At 37.3% G+C, this 21,376-nt stretch carries 15 protein-coding genes; 6 read left to right on the top strand and 9 right to left on the bottom strand.

Annotated elements, in window-relative coordinates; translation table 11 throughout:
• The first annotated feature begins 3 nt into the window (after nt 1–3).
• The 4 genes from DQN24_RS05630 to nrdB all read left to right on the top strand — a co-directional run bounded on the left by DQN24_RS05630 (nt 4) and on the right by nrdB (nt 5,024).
• Nucleotides 4–588: a D-sedoheptulose-7-phosphate isomerase gene (locus DQN24_RS05630; protein ID WP_021035354.1), complete on the top strand. Its 585-nt coding sequence runs from the start codon at nt 4–6 to the stop codon at nt 586–588.
• Between the two features lie 56 nt (nt 589–644).
• Nucleotides 645–1,226: a division/outer membrane stress-associated lipid-binding lipoprotein gene (gene dolP, locus DQN24_RS05625; RefSeq protein ID WP_021035355.1), complete on the top strand. Its 582-nt coding sequence runs from the start codon at nt 645–647 to the stop codon at nt 1,224–1,226.
• A 254-nt stretch (nt 1,227–1,480) separates the two neighbouring features.
• Nucleotides 1,481–3,751 (top strand): class 1a ribonucleoside-diphosphate reductase subunit alpha, encoded by a 2,271-nt coding sequence (nrdA, locus tag DQN24_RS05620; protein ID WP_041175349.1) that lies wholly within the window; start codon nt 1,481–1,483, stop codon nt 3,749–3,751.
• A 142-nt stretch (nt 3,752–3,893) separates the two neighbouring features.
• Nucleotides 3,894–5,024, top strand: a complete 1,131-nt coding sequence (nrdB, locus tag DQN24_RS05615) for a class Ia ribonucleoside-diphosphate reductase subunit beta (protein ID WP_005650087.1) — start codon at nt 3,894–3,896, stop codon at nt 5,022–5,024.
• A 114-nt stretch (nt 5,025–5,138) separates the two neighbouring features.
• On the opposite strand, the gene odhB is transcribed toward nrdB, so the two are convergent.
• From odhB to proQ, 9 genes are all read right to left on the bottom strand, one after another.
• Complete coding sequence (gene odhB, locus DQN24_RS05610; protein ID WP_021035357.1) at nt 5,139–6,368, bottom strand: 2-oxoglutarate dehydrogenase complex dihydrolipoyllysine-residue succinyltransferase; 1,230 nt, start codon at nt 6,366–6,368, stop codon at nt 5,139–5,141.
• 106 nt (nt 6,369–6,474) lie between these two features.
• The gene (gene sucA, locus DQN24_RS05605; protein WP_041175350.1) at nt 6,475–9,282 is read right to left on the bottom strand and encodes a 2-oxoglutarate dehydrogenase E1 component; all 2,808 of its coding nucleotides are present in this window, start codon (nt 9,280–9,282) and stop codon (nt 6,475–6,477) included.
• Nucleotides 9,283–9,478: 196 nt separating this feature from the next.
• Nucleotides 9,479–10,564 (bottom strand): YadA family autotransporter adhesin, encoded by a 1,086-nt coding sequence (locus tag DQN24_RS09115; protein ID WP_021035359.1) that lies wholly within the window; start codon nt 10,562–10,564, stop codon nt 9,479–9,481.
• Nucleotides 10,565–10,912: 348 nt separating this feature from the next.
• Nucleotides 10,913–11,581: an MBL fold metallo-hydrolase gene (locus DQN24_RS05595; RefSeq protein WP_111695509.1), complete on the bottom strand. Its 669-nt coding sequence runs from the start codon at nt 11,579–11,581 to the stop codon at nt 10,913–10,915.
• Between the two features lie 9 nt (nt 11,582–11,590).
• Nucleotides 11,591–12,346 (bottom strand): TatD family hydrolase, encoded by a 756-nt coding sequence (locus DQN24_RS05590; protein ID WP_111695508.1) that lies wholly within the window; start codon nt 12,344–12,346, stop codon nt 11,591–11,593.
• A 51-nt stretch (nt 12,347–12,397) separates the two neighbouring features.
• On the bottom strand, nt 12,398–12,958 hold the full coding sequence (locus DQN24_RS05585) for a YcbK family protein (protein ID WP_005632553.1): 561 nt from the start codon (nt 12,956–12,958) through the stop codon (nt 12,398–12,400).
• 15 nt (nt 12,959–12,973) lie between these two features.
• The gene (locus DQN24_RS05580; protein ID WP_111695507.1) at nt 12,974–14,443 is read right to left on the bottom strand and encodes a L,D-transpeptidase family protein; all 1,470 of its coding nucleotides are present in this window, start codon (nt 14,441–14,443) and stop codon (nt 12,974–12,976) included.
• 73 nt (nt 14,444–14,516) lie between these two features.
• Nucleotides 14,517–16,598, bottom strand: a complete 2,082-nt coding sequence (prc, locus tag DQN24_RS05575) for a carboxy terminal-processing peptidase (RefSeq protein WP_172453977.1) — start codon at nt 16,596–16,598, stop codon at nt 14,517–14,519.
• A 27-nt stretch (nt 16,599–16,625) separates the two neighbouring features.
• The gene (gene proQ, locus DQN24_RS05570) at nt 16,626–17,264 is read right to left on the bottom strand and encodes an RNA chaperone ProQ (protein ID WP_038439689.1); all 639 of its coding nucleotides are present in this window, start codon (nt 17,262–17,264) and stop codon (nt 16,626–16,628) included.
• 183 nt (nt 17,265–17,447) lie between these two features.
• On the opposite strand from proQ, the gene DQN24_RS05565 reads away from it, so the two are divergent.
• Nucleotides 17,448–18,698: a paraquat-inducible protein A gene (locus DQN24_RS05565; RefSeq protein WP_111695505.1), complete on the top strand. Its 1,251-nt coding sequence runs from the start codon at nt 17,448–17,450 to the stop codon at nt 18,696–18,698.
• Nucleotides 18,682–21,327: a PqiB family protein gene (locus DQN24_RS05560; protein ID WP_111695504.1), complete on the top strand. Its 2,646-nt coding sequence runs from the start codon at nt 18,682–18,684 to the stop codon at nt 21,325–21,327. Before DQN24_RS05565 ends, DQN24_RS05560 begins: the two co-directional genes overlap by 17 nt.
• Nucleotides 21,328–21,376 lie beyond the last annotated feature (49 nt).

Below are 21,376 nucleotides of genomic sequence, written 5' to 3'. Positions count from 1 at the left end.
ATAATGTTACAAAAAGTAAAAGATATTTATAGCGAAAGTATTCAAATTCAAATTGCAGCATCAAGTATGCTTTCTGAAAATATTACCAACGCCACACAAATGGTAATGCAATGTTTATTAGGCGGTAATAAGGTTATCGCCTGTGGCGTGTCACGTTCTTATGCTAATGCACAGTTTCTTGTATCTAACTTGCTGAATCGATACGAGTTAGTTAGACCGAGCTTCCCTTCTGTACTATTGAGTTTAGAAAGTGCGGTGGGTTCTTCACTTGTTTTTGAACAATCGCCAGAAGAATTGTATTGTCATCAATTTAATGCTGTTGCAAAATCGGGCGACTTACTTATTGCTTTTGCACCTTTGGGGACAGAAAAAATCGTGCTAAATACGATTTCCCACGCTGTCAGCAAAGAAATTAATGTTATTGCGCTGACTGGCTCTAACAATGATGCCATTCAAGGAATTTTAGCAGACAAGGATTTAGAAATATCAATCCCAGCCAGCAAAGAAAGTCGTATCTTAGAGAACCATCTTTTTGTGATTAATGCACTTTGTGAATTAGTTGATCAGACTTTATTCCCAAGTGCTTGACAGGAAAATAAATCACTTTCAAACTAATAGTAATTTAATCTAAAAAGGAGTTAATTATGACATTATCCCCGTTAAAAAAACTCGCTATCCTGCTTGGGGCGACTATTTTTCTACAAGGCTGTGTTGCAGCTGTGATTGGAGGTGGTGCTGTCGCAGCTAAAGTAGGTACAGATCCCCGAACCACAGGGACACAAATTGATGACGAAACCCTAGAATTTAAAGTCGAAAATGCTGTAGAAAAAGATGCCCAAATTAAGGCTGAAGGCCGTGTAAATGCCGTATCTTACAATGGTCGAGTACTTTTAATCGGTCAAGTACCAAATGATAACGTCAAGGAAACAGCAACGGACTTAACACGTGGCGTTGAAGGCGTTAATGATACTTATAACCAACTCACTATAGGCCCTAAAATTTCCTTTGCACAAATAAGTAAAGATAGTTGGATCACAACGCAAGTCAAATCTAAGATGTTCGTTGATGGTCGAGTTAAAGCCACCGATATCAAAGTGATTAGTGAAAATGGAGAAGTATTTTTACTGGGTAACGTCACACAATCCCAAGCCAATGCGGCAGCCGACATTGCCAGCAAAATCAGCGGGGTAAAAAAAGTAATTAAAGTATTCAAATACCTAGACTAATCTTTCAAAGTGCGGTGAAAAATTCAACAAATTTTTACCGCACTTTTTCTTATTTTTATAAATAAAAAATTTTAATTTTTATTCTCACAAAAACCGTTTATTTTTAAATAAGTTATCTATTGTCAAGAATTAAAACAAAAAATTTATTACTTGCGATCTTTTCTCAAACACATTATCTTGTGCATCGTTTTCATAAAAACACTATATCTTGTGTTTTAAATCCTGTTTTAAATAACAACAAGAAGGCTAATACAATGAATAAAAGTTTAATGGTTACAAAGCGTGACGGTACGCAAGAACAAATCAATCTTGATAAAATCCATCGTGTGATTACGTGGGCTGCTGAAGGACTAGACAATGTTTCTGTTTCCCAAGTAGAACTTCGTTCACATATTCAATTTTATGAAGGCATTCGCACTTCAGACATCCACGAAACCATCATTAAAGCAGCCGCAGATTTAATCAGCAAAGATTCGCCAGATTATCAATATTTAGCTGCTCGTTTAGCGATTTTCCATTTACGTAAAAAAGCCTATGGTCATTTCGATCCCCCTCGTTTATACGATCACGTCAAAAAATTAGTACGTATGGGAAAATATGATCAAGCGTTATTAGATGATTATACTCGCGAAGAATGGGATGAAATGGACAATTTCATCGACCATTGGCGTGATATGACGTTTTCTTATGCAGCCGTGAAGCAATTGGAGGGTAAATATTTAGTACAAAACCGTGTGACGGGAGAAATCTACGAGTCTGCACAATTCTTATATTTGCTCGTTTCCGCAAGTCTATTCTCTAAATATCCAAAAGAAACACGTTTGAATTATGTAAAACGTTTCTACGATGCAACATCGACTTTCAAAATTTCCTTACCAACGCCAATTATGGCGGGTGTGCGTACTCCAACTCGTCAATTCAGCTCTTGCGTATTAATTGAATGTGATGACAGTTTAGATTCAATCAATGCAACGGCATCAGCTATTGTAAAATATGTTTCACAACGTGCGGGGATTGGTATTAATGCAGGGGCTATTCGTGCATTAGGTAGTGAGATTCGTGGTGGAGAAGCATTCCATACAGGTTGTATTCCATTCTATAAATATTTCCAAACTGCAGTGAAATCTTGCTCACAAGGTGGCGTTCGTGGCGGTGCAGCAACACTTTATTACCCAATTTGGCACTTAGAAGCAGAAAACTTGCTCGTATTAAAAAATAACCGTGGTGTGGAAGACAACCGCGTTCGTCATATGGATTATGGCGTGCAATTAAACAAACTAATGTATCAACGCTTAATTAAAGGCAGCGAAATTACTTTATTCAGCCCATCAGATGTGCCAGGACTTTATGAAGCATTCTTTGCGGATCAAGATAAATTTGAAGAACTTTACGTAAAATACGAACAAGATCCAACTATCCGTAAGCGTACTGTTAAAGCAGTTGAAATCTTTTCTTTATTGATGCAAGAACGGGCATCAACGGGTCGAATTTACATTCAAAACGTGGATCACTGTAATACCCACTCTCCGTTTGATCCGCAAGTGGCACCAGTTCGTCAATCTAACTTGTGCTTAGAAATTGCATTACCAACTAAACCGCTTCAACACATTAACGATGAAAATGGGGAAATTGCACTTTGTACGCTTTCCGCCTTTAACTTAGGTAAAATTGAAAACTTAGATGAATTAGAAGAACTTGCGGATCTTGCGGTTCGTTCTCTTGATGCCTTATTAGACTATCAAGATTACCCTATTGTGGCAGCAAAACGTAGCTCACTTGCACGCCGTTCACTCGGTATTGGGGTCATTAACTATGCCTATTACCTTGCGAAAAATGGTGTTCGCTATTCTGATGGTTCAGCCAACGATTTAACTCACCGCACTTTTGAAGCCATTCAATATTATTTATTGAAAGCCTCTATGAACTTAGCAAAAGAGCAAGGTGCGTGTGAATACTTCAATGAAACCACTTATGCAAAAGGCATTTTACCGATTGATACCTATAAGAAAGATTTAGATGCTTTAACACAAGAGCCTCTACATTATGATTGGGAAAGTTTACGTAAAGATATTCAAGAATTTGGTTTACGTAACTCAACATTAACGGCCTTAATGCCATCAGAAACATCATCACAGATTTCCAATGCGACTAATGGTATTGAGCCACCACGCGGTCACGTAAGTATTAAAGCGTCAAAAGATGGTATCTTAAAACAGGTTGTGCCTGAATATGAAAATTTAATGGATAACTATGAATTACTTTGGGATATTCCAAGTAATGACGGTTACTTACACTTAGTTGGTATTATGCAAAAATTCGTGGATCAAGCGATCTCTGCAAACACAAACTATGATCCAAAACGTTTTGAAGACGGTAAAGTACCAATGAAAGTATTATTAAAAGATTTATTAACCGCTTACAAATACGGTTTAAAAACCCTTTACTATCAAAACACCCGCGACGGTGCCGAAGATGTTCAAGAAGATCTTGATGACGGCTGTGCTGGTGGTGCTTGCAAAATTTAAACGCCCCTATTGTCTTCCCCAACTTATGGGGAAGATAGCACGACATAATGAATTAGGATACTTTCCTCAGTCTTCGATAGTTTCTCCTGATAAACAGGGAAAGCTAAATAAATGATAACTTCTATTTAAAAGGATAAATAAAATGGCGTATACCACTTTTTCCCAAAATAAAAATGATCAATTAAAAGAACCGATGTTCTTTGGTCAAAATGTTAATGTTGCACGTTACGATCAACAAAAATATGAGACTTTTGAGAAGCTTATTGAAAAACAACTTTCTTTCTTCTGGCGTCCGGAAGAAGTAGATGTGTCGCAAGACCGTATTGACTATGCCGCGTTACCTGAACATGAAAAACACATTTTCATCAGTAACTTAAAATATCAAACCTTGTTAGATTCTATTCAAGGTCGTAGCCCGAATGTAGCATTATTGCCTTTAGTGTCTATTCCTGAATTAGAAACTTGGATTGAGACTTGGACCTTCTCTGAAACCATTCACTCTCGCTCTTACACACATATTATTCGTAATATTGTGAACGATCCTTCTATCGTGTTTGATGACATCGTGACCAACGAAGAAATCATCAAACGCGCACAGGATATTTCATCTTACTACGATGATTTAATCCGTGATAGCCAACTTTATGGCTTATACGGCGAAGGAACTTATACCGTAGATGGCAAAGAATGCGTCGTGACTTTACGTAGTTTGAAAAAACAACTTTACCTTTGCCTGATGAGTGTTAATGCGCTTGAAGCTATTCGTTTCTACGTTTCTTTCGCTTGTTCATTTGCTTTTGCTGAACGTCGTTTAATGGAAGGCAACGCGAAAATTATTAAATTTATCGCACGTGATGAAGCCTTACACTTAACAGGTACACAGCATATTTTAAATATTATGGCAGCAGGTCAAGACGATCCTGAAATGGCAGAAATTGCGGAAGAATGTAAACAAGAGGCCTATGATTTATTTGTTGCAGCGGCAGAACAAGAAAAAGCCTGGGCTGATTATCTATTTAAAGACGGTTCAATGATCGGTCTCAACAGAGATATTTTAGTTCAATACGTAGAATATATTACCAATATCCGTATGCAAGCTGTTGGATTGCCACTACCATTCCAAACACGTTCAAATCCAATTCCTTGGATTAACGCTTGGTTAGTGTCAGATAACGTACAGGTTGCACCACAAGAAGTAGAAGTAAGTTCTTACCTTGTAGGTCAAATTGACTCAAAAGTTGATACGAATGATTTTGACGATTTTTCTCTCTAATTAAAAACACATAAAAACTAACCGCACTTTGGAATATACTTTTTAAATATTTAAGGTGCGGTTAAATTTTTGTTCATTTTAAAAGGCTTTCTAATACAGAAAGCCTTTTATTTCTTAGATTTCTAATAACAATCTTGTTGGATCTTCCAATAATTCTTTAATCGTTACCAAGAAACCAACAGATTCACGGCCATCAATTAGGCGATGATCATAAGATAAAGCAAGGTACATCATAGGACGAATCACAACTTGACCATTAAGCGCAATTGGGCGTTCTTTAATTGCGTGCATCCCTAAAATCGCACTTTGTGGTGGATTGATAATTGGAGTGGACATAAGAGAACCGAACACGCCGCCATTTGTAATAGTAAAATTGCCGCCAGTGAGATCTTCTACTGTCAATTTGCCATCACGACCTTTTTCAGCTAATGCTTTAATCTGTTTTTCAATATCAGCCATACTAAGCTTATCGCAATCACGAAGCACTGGTGTGACTAATCCACGCGGGGTCGAAACCGCAATACTAATATCAAAATAGTTATGGTAAACAACATCATCCCCATCAATAGAAGCATTAACTTCAGGATAGCGTTTTAATGCTTCCACAACCGCTTTGATATAAAAAGACATAAATCCTAAACGCACTGAATGTTGTTTTTCAAATTTTTCCCCGTAGGTTTTACGCAAAGTCATTATTGGCTGCATATCCACTTCATTGAAAGTAGTAAGCATTGCTGTACTATTTTTGGCTTCAAGTAAACGTTCAGCAATACGTTTACGCAAACGGGTCATTGTCACACGTTTTTCAGAACGTGCGCTATAAGCCACCGTACTAATTGTATTTTGCTCAGTGGCAGCTTCTTGTTTCACTTGCTGAGCTTGTCGTTTTGCGATTTCACGTTCAATATCTTCACGTGTTAAACGACCGCCTACACCCGAACCTTGAATTTGATCTGCTTGTAAATCATATTCTGCCAATAAACGACGAATTGCTGGGCTATGATCCGCATTATGATTATGACTATTTTCAATCGCTGCATTTTGACGATCAGATGGTGTGGGTTCATTCGTTGCTTTTAACGTCGCTGAACTGACATCTCCTTCTTGAGCCGTAGAAATTTTGCCTAGCAACTGCTTACTGACGACAGTTTCGCCCTCAGCTTGAACAACTTCAGCCAGTACACCATCAGAAAGTGCTGGGACTTCTAGCACGACTTTATCCGTTTCAATTTCCACAATAACTTCATCACGTTTCACAGTATCGCCCAATTTTTTATGCCAAGTGGCAACAGTTGCATCTGCAACTGATTCAGGTAGGTCTGGAACAAGAATTTCGATAGTCATTTTATTTTTCCTTTTCTTCTTTTTTACTCTATATCTTAATTATCTTGGCTCCCCTATTTACAGAGGAAAGCAAAGATATAAAAACCTTTATTAAATTAACCGCACTTTAAAAACTCAGTGCATCTTCCACTAACTGCTTTTGCTGCTTAGTGTGAAGCGACATATAGCCCACAGCAGGCGAAGCAGAAGCTGGACGCCCTGCATATTTTAGTCTAACGGATTCTGGAATTGCTGATTCAAAATTATGTTTGCTGCAATACCACGCACCTTGGTTAAGTGGTTCTTCTTGACACCAAACATAATCAGTCACGTGCGCATAAGGCTCAAGTGCATTCTTCACATCCTCGTGAGGGAATGGATAAAGCTGCTCAATACGAATAATCGCCACATCTTTCTGATTATTGGCACGACGTTGTTCAAGTAAATCGTAATAAACTTTACCTGAACACATTACCACACGTTTTACATCTTTAGGATCCAGCTCGTCAATTTCTCCAATTACCGTTTGGAAAGTTCCATTAATCAATTCATCTAAACTGGATACGGCTAATGGATGGCGTAACAAAGATTTTGGAGAAATAGCAATCAACGGACGGCGCATTTTACGTAAAGACTGACGGCGTAACATATGGTACACCTGCGCTGGCGTTGATGGCACGCAAACTTGCATATTTTGTTCGGCACAAAGTTGCAAATAACGTTCAAGACGTGCGGAAGAATGTTCTGGGCCTTGTCCTTCATAGCCGTGTGGCAACAACATTACCAAACCGCACATTCTGCCCCATTTTTGTTCGCCAGAGCTAATAAATTGGTCAATAACAATTTGCGCACCATTAGCAAAATCGCCAAATTGCGCTTCCCAAATAGTTAAAGTTTTTGGATCTGTCGTTGCATAACCATATTCAAAAGCAAGTACAGATTCTTCTGAAAGTACAGAATCCCATACTTCAAAACGACCTTGATTGGCGTGCAAATGTGTTAATGGTACATATCCCGTACCATCATTTTGATTATGCACAACGGCATGACGATGGAAAAAAGTACCTCGTCCCGCATCTTCGCCTGATAAACGAACATTAACACCTTCATCAAGTAAGGTTGCATAAGCCATGGTTTCAGCCATACCCCAGTCGAGCAATTTTTCGCCTTGATACATTGCTTTACGATCATTATAGATTTTTTCTACGCGAGGATGCGCACGTAAACTTTCGGGATATTCACACACACGTTTGGCAAGGGTTAAAAAACGTTCCTGCGAAAATTTGCTTTCATAAGGTGCAGTCCAATCATAATTGAGATATTGCAACCAATCCATTTTTGCCGCATCCATTTCACGCCATTCAGATACCACGCGATCGCCATTATCTAGCGCATCACGATAATTATTTGCCATTTCAATAACTTGTTCTTCAGTTATTACAGCTTCTGAAACTAAACGATCAGCATAAACTTTACGAGGTGTAGGATGTTTTTTGATGATGCTATACATCATTGGTTGAGTGGCTAATGGTTCATCTGCCTCGTTATGACCGTGGCGACGATAAGAAATTAAATCAATAAAAATATCTCGTTTGAATAAATTACGATATTCCACCGCCATACGCGCAGCAAATGCCACCGCTTCAGGATCATCGCCATTAACGTGAATAATCGGCGCTTGAATCATTTTCGCGATATCGGTGCAATACTCTGTGGAACGTGTGTCATTCGGGTTAGATGTGGTAAAACCAATTTGGTTATTAATCACGATACGAATGGTACCGCCCACACTGTAACCACGGGCATTTGACATATTCAATGTTTCTTGAACAACCCCCTGTCCTGCCACAGCTGAATCTCCGTGAACAGTAATAGCAAGCACTTTGCTATGTTCTGTATCATTCATACGAGTTTGTCGAGATCGAACAGAACCAATTACAACAGGGCTTACGATTTCCAAATGGGAAGGATTAAATGCCAAAGTTAAGTGAACTCGCTTATCATCTACTGCGAAATCAGAAGAAAAACCTTGATGATATTTCACATCCCCCGTACGTTCACTGGAATGTTTACCTGCAAATTCATCGAATAAATTTTCAGGCTTTTTACCTAATACATTCACAAGCATATTCAAACGTCCACGGTGTGCCATTCCCATTACCACATCATTTACCCCTTGGCGACTAGAATGACGAATAATTTCTTTCATCAATGGAATAAAGGCATCACTTCCTTCTAAGGAAAAGCGTTTCGCACCAGGGAATTTCGCACCAAGATAACGCTCTAAACCATCTGCTGCCGTAAGTTCACGCAGAAAATTAACACGTTCTTCAGATGTAAAAAGCGGTTTCTCTAACACACTTTCCATTTTACTCTGAAGCCACATTTTCTGCTCCATATCTTGTACGTGCATAAATTCCAAGCCAATTGAGCCACAATATGTTTCTTTCAACATTTGAGCTAATTCGCCAAGTTTAATGGTATCGCGTTTGTAAACGTACTGATTAATATTGAAAGTTTCGTTGAGATCTTGTTCAGTAAAACCGTGATGGCGATAATCTAATTCAGGGACGGAAGATACTTTCCAACGATAATAATTGAGAGGATCAAGATTAGCCTCTAAATGGCCACGAAAACGATAGGCATTGATAAATTGTAGAACTTTCACTAATTTTGCGCCAGCTTCAGGATCTATTACTGTCACTGCTTCATTATGATTTTCCCGCGCTAAACGACGGAAATAATCTCGCACTGGTGTATGGGGCTGTTCAAGTGCGGTAGTTTTTGGTAAAGAATCAAAAGTGGCTCGCCAACTTTCCTCCACCGACTGTGGATCACTCAAATAGCTTTCATAAAGTTCTTCTATATAAGATTGATTTGCACCACCTAAAGCTGTGCTGGCTAACCAATCATCAAATGCCTTGTTTTGCTGCATAATTACCTCTTTATTATGATATTTGAAGCAATATTTTCGCTCCATTTTTTTACGCATTATACATAGGATTAAAAAGGAAATAAGCCTCTTATAAGAAATTGTTACAAATTTGTGATCTAGTTCAAACTCTTTGTATATAAAAAACCGCACTTCATCTCTTAAACAAAGTGCGGTTATTTTTACTTGTGTTTTTAAATTACCACATAAATCCTACGCTTGCTCCACCGCCAGAATAGCCACTAGATGAAAGAGCTGCGTTAATTTTCAAACTCACTGAACCATCAGAAGATAAACGTGAATACCCTACTGCGAGTGAATTTGCCCCTTTAAAATTCCCTACCCCGACAGAAACACCTTGTTTACCGGGTATGGAAGCAGATTGCAGTCCTCCAATTGCAATCGCACTTGCAATCCCTGAGCGGTATTCTTTTTTCAGTCGTTGAGCTTGAGCTTTTAGCTGACGAACATTTACTGCATCATTTTCTTGAGTACCATCGGCGACATTAGTGATTTGACGGTAAAGATTATAATTGCCATCGCCAACAGAAACGGTGTTAGGGCGGTTAGCAAGAGAACTAGCACCTAAAGCAACAGAGTTGTAAGCGGCGGCTTCACTTTCATAACCCAAAGCCAAACTTTTTTCTGCTTGCGCCTTGCTGTGCATACCGAAAGCAGAACCGCGATAGCCGGTTACCTGAGTTCCGCCACCAACAGCAGTGCCTTCAATCGCGGCAACCGTAGAAAATGCACCTATTGAGGTAGCAAATAAATTATGCGAAGATGCTTTCCAACCAAATGCTAATGCACCGTAAGTTGCTCCACTTTTTTTGATAATATCAGCTTCAGAAGTTCGATCTACACTAATTTTATTTACACAACCTTCTGCATCTACTTCTAACACTTTACTGTTTTGATTATCAATTTTATTACTTTTTCCTTTTTCCAAAACAGCCACTCGGCTACCAACACCGATAGCCATTGCACCAATCCCATCTTTACTATATGAATATGTACCAATAGCAATAGCTTCATTACCTAAAGCTTCAGCTTCACTACCAAATGCTAAACCACTTTTTGGTGCTTTAGCTTCACGCCCAATAGCATAACTAAACGCATCGCCTTGTTCGCCTGTTGTCGTATTATCCAGTCCAGCTTCAGCTTTATAACCAATTGCTATTGAACCCAAATTTTGAGCTTTAGCCAAACCTCCAATTGCTACGGAAGCGTGAGACGGTTTCCCGTTAGATTGATTTAATACTTGGCTTTCATCACCCAATGCCACACCAAAAGCTGTACCACTAGGAACAGTTCCATACTCTGGTGTCCATTTTGGATCGTCAGCAAAAGATTGAACAGAATAAAAAGAAGTGGAAATAAGTAGACTGATTAAAGAAAGGCGAATTAGACTATTTTGCTTGCTTGCTTGCTTGCTTGCTTGCTTGCTTGCTTGCTTGCTTGCTTGCTTGCTTAATGATTTTCATTGTTTTGCTCCTTTGTCAAGAAAATAATTGAGGACGTTGATTGTAACAGAAAATAATTTCAAAAATGTGAGCTACTTCACATTTTTGAAATTAAATAAAAAAACGTGGAAAAATTTACCGCACTTTTAGGCTAATTGATCATTCATTTTTCAGTTAGCAATTGAGCGATCAATAACCTCCAAGGATTTAGGATTTAAAAATGGATTGGTCTGCTTTTCTTGCCCTATGGTTGTGTAAGATCCGTGTCCAGCGATAATAATAAGATCGTCATTTAATGAGAGTAATTTTGTTCGGATTGAAGAAATCAATGCATCATAATCCCCACGAGGAAAATCGGTGCGACCGATGCCACCTTGAAATAATACATCGCCTGTAAATGCCACTTTTTTCTCATGTTCAATAAAACCAATATGCCCAGGTGTATGCCCTGGTAAATGTAAAATCTCGAAATTAAAGCCATCTAATTTTAAGATTTCACCTTCTTGATTAAACCAACGATCAGGTAAAAAAGCGTCAATATTTGGCAAACCAAAGCGTTGAGCCTGTTCTGGTAAACTCTCAAATAAAAATTTATCTTCTTCATGAGAGCCCCAAATTTCAACGCCAAAATGTTGTTTTAACTGCATGGCTGCGCCAACATGATCTAAATGACCATGGGTAATCAAAATCACTTTGAGATTTAAATCCAGTTCTTCAATGCGTTGAATTAGGCGTTCGGCTTCGCCACCCGGGTCAATAATTGCGGCATTTTTTTCATCATCCCAAATCAAAGAACAATTTTGTTGGAATGCGGTGACGGGGATAATTTCGATATTCATGTTTGCTCCTTATAATCGATAAAACTGTTGAGTATTCAAAAGGATTTGCTTTTGAACAGAATGTAATGGCAAAGATTTTAATTCAGCTAGTTTTTGCAAGACTGCCAATAATTGTTCAGAAATGCCCGCACGTTCAAATCCCTCGTGTTGCCAAGGGCTATCCGTTTCAATCATCAAGCGATTTAAGGGTAAATGTTGTGCGACATATTGGGTTTTAGGGTTCCATAAAATATCAGGGGTTAGGCTTGCAAAATAGGGCGTAGAGAAAAATTTCTGAAAAGATTTTTCATCTGTCTTAAACCAATGAAAATGGGCACGTTGAATATTATGTTTCTGCAATAATTCAAGGGCAATTTCTACATCGTTATGTACAATATGCAAATTTAACGGTAAATCCCTTTTTTTCGCTATCAGAATAAATCGTTCAAGTAATTCAATGTAAGGCGCGTAATCTAAATTCGGATTTTCTCGTTTAGAATAATGTGGCAAGCCCACCTCGCCAATGGCAGAAATCGATGAATGATGTTCGTCAATCCATTGAAATAATTCTTTTTGTTCTTCTAAACTAGGTAATTGCTGTTCAGGATGAAAACCAGCTGCAATATAAAGTTTCTCTGGGTAAGTCTGTTTTAAATTCAGCAGTTTTTTAGCACTTGCAAGATTCATACTTACCGCAAGCATACCTATAATCTTTGAATGACCAAGTGTTTGCTGAATATTCTCGTCAGAGAGTTGGTCTAAATGAAGATGGCTGTCAAATAACATATCTTTTCCAATGAAAAACCGCACAAAAGTGCGGTTAATTTTACATTTGTTTTACACGCCTTTCCAAGTTCTTACAGGGCCTGTATCTACGTGAATAAAATTGCTGGTTGGATAATAACCCACGCCACCATTTCTAAGACTTTCCGCAGAAGATTTCACTTTAATCAAAGGCACACCCGCAATACGAAAATCAATGGCTTTTCCTTTAATGTGATAACTATTTTTCGCTACGCCACGACTTTGGCGACGACGCATTGCATTAGTGGCGGCTGAACGATAACCACAAATTACTTCAATTTCAGCATTGCGTAAACCTAAATTAGTTTGAATATTATAAAATTTATGGAATAAATTTGGATCCATTTTATGCACTTGATTTGTCCTTTTATCACGCATTAAATAATCCAATTTTTTTAACATCGCTGGCGAAAAACCTTTTGCTAAAGAAAACTCGCCACTTAATCTTTCGCCTGTATTAATATTGCGGAAAGTTAAAATACGAGGTTTAGGCGTTGAAACCATTGCTAATACAGAATTTGGTAAAATAGATATTCCTAACGCAATACCGCCCAGCGATAACCATTTTCGTTTATTTTGATCCACATAATTCATTATAGCTCCCTTATTTTATTGAAGATATTTTTTTACGAGATCCCAATTAATCTCAGTAAGATTAATCTGACGATCATAACCATAAATATCAGGTAAATTTACAATATTTCCGTTTTCAATCCACGCAGTAACATAATATAAAAAGACAGGATTATCCGAGCGTATCGGCGCAGAAGTGGTTTTTTTACTTGCTAATACTGTATTTTTTCGAGTTTCTGTCCAACCTGCTTCTTTTAATAAAATACTTGCCAATTGATCTGATTTTTCAATGCGTACACAGCCAGAACTTAACGCACGATTCTTACGATTAAACAAGCCGTGATTTGGCGTATCGTGTAAATAAATTGCATCAGAACTTGGCATATTAAATTTATAATTACCTAATGCACTATCGCCAGCCGCTTGTCTAACTCGATAAGGAAATTTATTACCAATAGATTCCCAATCAATAGAAGCAGGATCAACAACATTGCCTTGATTATCTAAAATTGAATAATTATGCTCCGTAATATAATTTGGATCGGCTTTCATTTTTGGCAGTAAATCTTCATTAATTAAGCGAATTGGCGCATTCCAAGGCGGATTTACAACCACATTACTTAATTTGCTATACATCACGGGGGTTCGACGCGAATTTTTGCCAACAATTACCCGAGATTCTAAAATTAAATCGCCATCACGATAATACTGTAATTTATAGCTTGGAATATTCACAAAAATCCCATTATGAAAATCAGGAATTACGCGTAAACGCTGTGCATTCATTGCCAGTTTTTGAGCAATATTTGATTCTTTAGAAGTCGGAATAAACATCGGCAATGCTTGAACTGTTTGGCGATATAAATGATTTTCTCCCGCTAAACTTTGTATGAAATCAAGAAGTTGATTATTTTCCACCGCACTTAACCAGCGTTGAATATGATCATTTTCAGGCTGTTTTGCTTGATATTGATCAGATGAATACAACCAATTTGATGCTTGAGAACGAACATTTTTTGTGTAATATAAGTAATCTAACAAAATATCACTTAATAACACATCATAAGCCAATCCGCCTTGTTGTTCTACCAATGCCAATGTTTCTAGTGAATTTGCCGACGATTTTGAAATACCACTTGCCACCATTGCTGCATAATCACGTAACAATTGACGAGCTGCCGAATAGTCAGTCCATAATGGTGCATATTTACGAGAAGCATATAAACGTGCGAGTAAGGACTTAAATTGTAACTTATGATCGCCTATTTCGTGTGTTAGCGTCATATTAAGCAATGCTTGTTTTTCTTCCGTTAAACGTTGCTGATCCGCATAAATGGCTTCTTCAAGCTCTTTTCTTTCTGCGAGTGACAAATGGGAGAAATTAATGCCGTTCAATGATTTAGATTGGTCATTTTTGCTCAAATCGGCTAAAACACAACCCGACATCATCATAGATAATGATAAGGCGAATAATGATAACTTTAAGGTGCTTTTAAACACGACCATTTCCTAAACCTTTATTAAAATAACCGCACTTGTTGCTTTTCTCAAACAAAGTGCGGTCAAAACCATTTAGTATTTATTTTTTACTTTCCGTTTTTTCTTCAGATAAGCTATTTGCTTGATTAATTTTCTGATCTGAATTAAAGATAACAAAATCAGCTGCCATTTTTTCAGCTTCTTTTAAGAAGAAATCTGGTGCTTCGTAATCTTTCGGCAAATCATCAATATCTTTCAACGCTTTCTTACCCTCACGTTTAAAACGTTCGTTCAAATCTTTTAAACGTCTTGCATCATCTTTATCATTCTCTGCTTTACGCATTTTATAATTCAATGATAGAAATTTTCGATCTCGGCGTTCATTTCTCACTTTCAATTCTTCATTCAATGCAACAAATTCAGGATCTTTAGCAATACGAGCAAGATGTTTTTCATTTAGAATATTTACTGCATTATTAATATCATCGATATTTCCTACTTCCATATAACTCGCTGATGGGATTTTATCCCAAGCAAGCGCATTATCTTCTTTATCTTCCCCATATTCTTTCGCATCTATAATTTCGGGGAAATTAATATCGGCTGCAACACCTTTTAATTGGGTTGAACCACCATTAACTCGATAAAATTTTTGAATAGTATATTGCAAAACACCCAACGGACTCTGATCTAAATCATAGATAAAATTTAACGATCGACTCTGTTGCACCGTACCTTTACCAAAAGTATTTTGCCCGATGATAATACCTCGACGATAATCTTGCATTGCTGCAGCAAAAATTTCTGATGCGGAAGCACTGTAACGATCAATCATCACAAATAATAACCCCTTATATTGTTGCGTAGCATCATCATCTTCGTGAACACGAATACGCTGATAAGCATCGCGAACCTGCACAATAGGGCCATCAGCAATAAATAAACCACTTAACGCTACGGCTTCCGTTAATGCACCACCGCCATTTTCACGTAAATCAACAATTAGAGCCTCAGCTTTTTGATTTTCTAATTTAACCAGTAGTTTTTTGACATCTTCGGTTAATCCAATATAAAAACTTGGAATTTTTATTACCGCAATGTTTTTTCCTGACACTTTTTCAAAAGTTAGTTTAGCCGCTTGATCTTCAATACGGACTTTATCACGCACCAAAGTAATAATACGTGATTTTCCCCCTTTAGCAGGCTCAATTTCCAAGCGAACTTTAGTGCCTTTTTTCCCTTTAATTTTTTCTACCAAATCTTCTAAACGCCAACCAACAACATCTTCAATATCGCCTGTTGCTTGCCCAACGCCAATGATTTTATCCCCAGGATGCAGCTTTTTACTACGTTCCGCTGGCGCACCAGGTACAAGAGATTTTATGCTAGTTTCATCATCTTCTGATTGTAAAGTAGCCCCAATGCCTTCCAAGGAAAGATTCACACTTTCATTAAAACTTTTCGCTGTTCTTGGGGAAAGATAACTGGTGTGAGGATCAATTTCACGCGCAAAAGCATTCAAATAAATTTGAACAATATCGTCTGCTTTTATTTGCGTTAAACGACGAATGGCTAAATTATAGCGTTTTGTAAGTTTTGCTTTGATTTCTGACCATTTTTTATCTTTTAATTTAAGATTAATAATGTCATTTTTTACGCGAGCATCCCAAAGTTTATTCGCATCAGCTTCAGTTTGTGGAGCAGCCGCTTTTTCACGATCAATTTCAATTTGATCTTGACCATTTAAATCAGGCTCTTTATCTAATAAAGATAACGCATAAGTATAACGTTCATAACGACGTTTGATCATTACATCATAAATCTCAAACGCAGCAGAAAGATCGCCTTGATTTAACTGATCATCTAACTTATTACCATATTTTTGACGAAGTTCGTCTATATCAGACTGCAAAAAAGTATTGTGGCTAAAATCTAAATTTTTAATATAACGATCAAAAATTTTCTCGGAAAAATCATCATCTAATTTAATCTTACGATAATGGGATTGAGTTAATCTCGTCGTTGCACGCTTAGTTGCCAGCTGGTTTTCTTCACTTATCGCTGGAATACTAATGTCACTTGGCTTTAACTTAGGTTGTACAGCAAATGCAGGAATTGCACTGCTCAAACATACCGATAACCACGCATAACAAATCACATTTTTTGACATTTTAAATTTCATAACCATTTCCGAGTCAATTTTCATTTATTAAGCAAATAAACGATCTGCAGCAACGTTCATAATCAAACCGTTTTCAAGTTCAACACGTGCTGAATCTTTTAATACTTCTACCACTGTTGCTTTTTTAGCATTATCTCCAGCTTTAACTTTCACAACAGAACCAACAGAAATTTGTGAAAAATCAACCGCACTTAGTGATACTTTACTCTCTTTTTTAAAGTTTTTATTCGCTGGTTTACGTGGACGCTGTTTTTGTTGTGCTTTTTTAGCTGCGGCTTCTGCTTTACGTTTTTCCGCAAAGCGTGCTTTCGCTTCAGCAAGTTGCTGTGCAGCGTGAGCAACGTGTTCTGCATCTAATACACCTGCAGGATTACCCTGTAAATCAACACGCACTGCACCTTCACGACAGCCATATAAATAACGCCAATTTGATGTGTATTGGCGAAGAGCCTGACGCAATTGGGTTTTACTTACGCGTTCATCATCTTGTAATGCTTCAGCTAAATCTTGAAATAAACCTATTTTTAATGGTTTTGCTTCGCCCTCTAAAACAAAGCAAAGAGGAAATTTTTCTGCTAAATAAGCAATGATAGCTTTTGCATTGGTTAATTTTTGCACTTCCGTTTGCACATCTGTAACTTGAGATGATAATTGTGTGTCAGTCATATTTATATCCTTGAGGCTATTAATAAAATAAAGATTTGCCTAGTTTATCGCACTTTTTACAAAATTAACAACGGATCCCGTTATGCTGAATAAATTTCACACAAAAATAACGCCAAGACTTCACAAATACGTTAAAACAACGATAGAATGGCGTGCTTTAATTCATAAAGAAAGACCACAAACGTGCCTAAAACAAAGCTAACTTCGCCTTCATTTCAAATTTTAAAATGCACAGAATGTAATGCTTGCATTAACGTGCCTGTTATTCTTCAATCGAATGAACAAGCCGAATGTCCACGTTGTCATCATCTGTTAGCAAGTGGTACGAGGTGGTCATTACATCGTTGTGCAATGATTGCATTATCTATTTTGATATTAATGCCCTTTTCCTTGAACTACCCCTTATTAAGTTTACATTTATTAGGCATTAAAATTGACGCCTCTATTTGGGATGGCATTTGGAAAATGGCAGTGGGTGGTTATGAATACACCGCGTTTATGATCTTTATTTGTGCAGTAGTAATGCCGATTACTTTTGCACTTTTAGTTATTATGCTTTGGCTGGCTAAGATTTTTCAGATAAAACCACGTAGTGTTTTACTATTTCTTGGTTACATTAAAGCTTGGGTAATGTTTGATGTTTATTTAGTGGCACTTGGGGTAACCATATTTAAAGTACGCGAATATGCAACATTAGAAATTAATATTTATTTAATTCCTTTTATTTTTACCGCACTTTTAACCACGCTGCTTTTTATCAAACTTAATCTTTCCGCCTTATGGCAGGAATTTTATCCTGAATGTACTCCAGTTTATACAAAACAAGCTGTTGAATTATGTCCTGCTTGCCATTACACATTTACGCAAAAATCTATCCAATACGATAATCAACAAAAAATTTATTGTCCCCGCTGCCAATCGCCTCTTAATACATCGGATAAGCTAAAATTACAAGCAACTTGGGCAACCTTAATTGCAGGGATTATTATGCTTTTTCCTGCAAATTTATTACCTATATCTGGCATTTATTTAACAGGTGCATTATCTGAAGATACGTTAATTTCTGGGGTTATTTCATTTGTTAAATCAGGTAGTTATTTTGTTGCTTTTGTTGTGTTTTTTGCCAGTATTTTCGTGCCTATCAGCAAAATTTTTATTATGCTTTACTTACTTGCTTGCGTGCATTTTAAATGGCAACATTCTATTAAATGGCAAATGCGTTTATTACATCTAGTACATTTTGTTGGACGCTGGTCTATGCTCGATTTATTTGTATTAGCCTTAATGATGTCGCTTGTCACACGCGGAGAAATCATTAATTTTACCGTAGGGCCAGGCGCATTTTATTTTGGCGCAGCCGTATTTTGCACTATGCTTTCCACCTCTCAATTTGATAGCAAATTAATTTGGAAAATTTATGACAGAGAAAAATAATTCCTCCTCAATAGAAGAAAAATATCAAGAAATAACAGCCAACTTACGTAAAACAAAACGCATTTCGCCTTTTTGGCTATTGCCTTTTATCGCATTATGTATCGGGGCAATTTTATTCTTCCAAATTGTGAAAGAACGCGGTACTAGCATTACAATTACTTTTACCAATGGTTCTGGCATTGTGGCAGATAAAACTCAAATTCGTTATCAAGGATTACAAATTGGCATAGTAAAAGAAGTTCATTTCACTGATAACCTACAAAAAGTAGAAGTTATTGCAAATATCAATCCTGAGGCTTCAAATATTTTACGTGAAGACACAAAATTTTGGCTTGTACAACCAAATGTTTCCCTTGCAGGCATTTCAGGATTAGATTCTCTCGTGTCAGGTAATTACATCACTCTTCAACCGGGTGATGGCGATCGTGAAGATGAATTTATAGCAGAAGAACAAGGGCCTATTGCGCAAGTTTCAGCAGGAGACTTGTTGATCCACTTAATTTCTGATGATTTAGGTTCGATTTCTATTGGTGCGTCCGTGTATTTTAAAAAATTACCTGTAGGAAAAATCTATGATTACCGTATTAATAAAAACAATAAAGTAGAAATAGATGTGGTCATTGATAAAGCCTATGCCAAGTTTGTGAAAAAAGATTCACGCTTTTGGAATATTAGTGGCATTAACGCTAATATTAGCCCGTCAGGCTTAAACCTAAATGTAGAAAGTTTAAATGCCGTTGTACAGGGGGCGGTTTCTTTTGACTCTCCAGCTGACAGCCCAAAAGCAGATGAAAATAGTCATTTCACGCTCTATACCAATTTAAAAGCGGCTAAACGTGGGATTGAAATTAAGGTAACTATTCCTGCCTCTACCGCTCTTATTGCAGGGCAAACGGAAGTTTATTCTCAAGATAATGCTATAGGGATTCTCGCCAAGCTAAGTGCGGTGGAAAATAACGATGAAATTTTAGAAGGCAGTTTATTGATCGATCCAAACCAAGCCTCTTTGTTTAAAGCAAATAGTAAAATTGTCCTACGCAATAAAAAAATGGATCTAAGCAATTTAGCAGAACCAAAAAAATTCTTTCGTGACGAATATTTTGATGTGATTGCGGGAGACGGCGAAACTAAACATCAATTTAACGTGATTAAAGAAAATGAATTATTACTCAATGCGCCTAACACGTTGGTTTTAACCCTCACTGCGCCAGAGAATTACGGCGTCAGCGAAGGGCAAAATGTGTTTTATAACAATATGATAATTGGGCAAATTGTTTCACAAACAATTGATGTAAATGGCGTGCAATTTAAAGCAGCAATTGCCTCTGAATACCGTAATTTAATTCACGAAGATACTCAATTTGTGGCTGCAACCAATTTCGATATAAGCATTGGATTAGATGGATTGCGTTTTGAATCCGCGACACCAGAAAAATGGTTACAAGGTGGTGTTCGAGTACTAACAAAACAAGCTCAGGGAAAAGCTAAAACCAGTTATCCACTTTATCAAAATATTAGCAATGCAGAACACGGTATCACAGGCGATATTCTTACGCCAACAATAACCTTACATACCCAAACATTACCAAGTATTGATAAAGGCTCTCTCGTCCTATATCGTCAATTTGAAGTAGGAAAAATTTTAAGTATTAAACCTAAAACGAATAGCTTTGATGTAGAAATTTATATTTATCCTGCCTATCAACATTTATTGACAAATAAAAGCCGTTTTTGGGTAGAAAGTGCGGCGAAGATTGATGTCAGTCCAAAAGGTATTAGTATTCAAGCAACACCACTTGCACGTTCCTTAAAAGGGGCGATTAGCTTTGATAATGGTGGTTCAGGCAATAATCGAACACTTTATGCAAATGAAAGTTATGCAAAATCCATCGGGTTTGTCATCACGTTAATCACAGATGATGCAACTAATCTTAGCAAAGGAATGAATCTGCGTTATTTAGGCTTAGATGTGGGGCAAATTGACAGCATTCAGCTTGATGCAAAAGCGAAACGCATCACTGCAAAAGCCCTAATAAATCCAAATTATATGAATATAATTGCAAAAGAGGGGGCTAATTTTACGATAATCTCGCCACAAATTTCAGCAGGTGGAATAGATAACCTTGATAGTTTATTACAACCTTATATTGATATTGAAATTGGTAATGGCAACACAAAAACACAATTTAATTTAGCGCAAACAGCACCACAACGTAATAAATTTAGCAATGGCACGCCGTTTATTTTAGAAACGCGTGATGCGATGAATTTAAGTGAAGGTTCGCCAATTCTTTATCGAGGTGTAGAAGTTGGCACAGTGAAGAAATTTGAACTTAATAGTCTTGGTGATCGTGTATTAGTGCATATTGCCATTATGCCGAAATATAGCCATCTTGTTCGACAAAACACAGAATTTTGGATCGCATCAGGCTACGACTTTAGCTTAGGCTGGAAAGGTGCGGTATTTAATACAGGTAGTGTTCAGCAGTTGCTAAAAGGTGGGATTTCTTTCTCCACACCAGCAGAAAAAGAAATTCAACCGCAAGCACAGCCAAACAAACGTTTCTTGCTTCAAATAAACCGCCCTGAAGAAGTGCAAACTTGGGGAAGTGGCGCGTTATCAAAATAACATAAATGAAAATATTTAATCTGCACCTTAATGAATTAGGGTGCAGGTA

It is taken from the genome of Haemophilus influenzae (assembly GCF_900475755.1).
In the GTDB taxonomy this organism is placed as follows: domain Bacteria; phylum Pseudomonadota; class Gammaproteobacteria; order Enterobacterales; family Pasteurellaceae; genus Haemophilus; species Haemophilus influenzae_D.
This window is presented reverse-complemented; position numbering and strand designations above follow the sequence as displayed.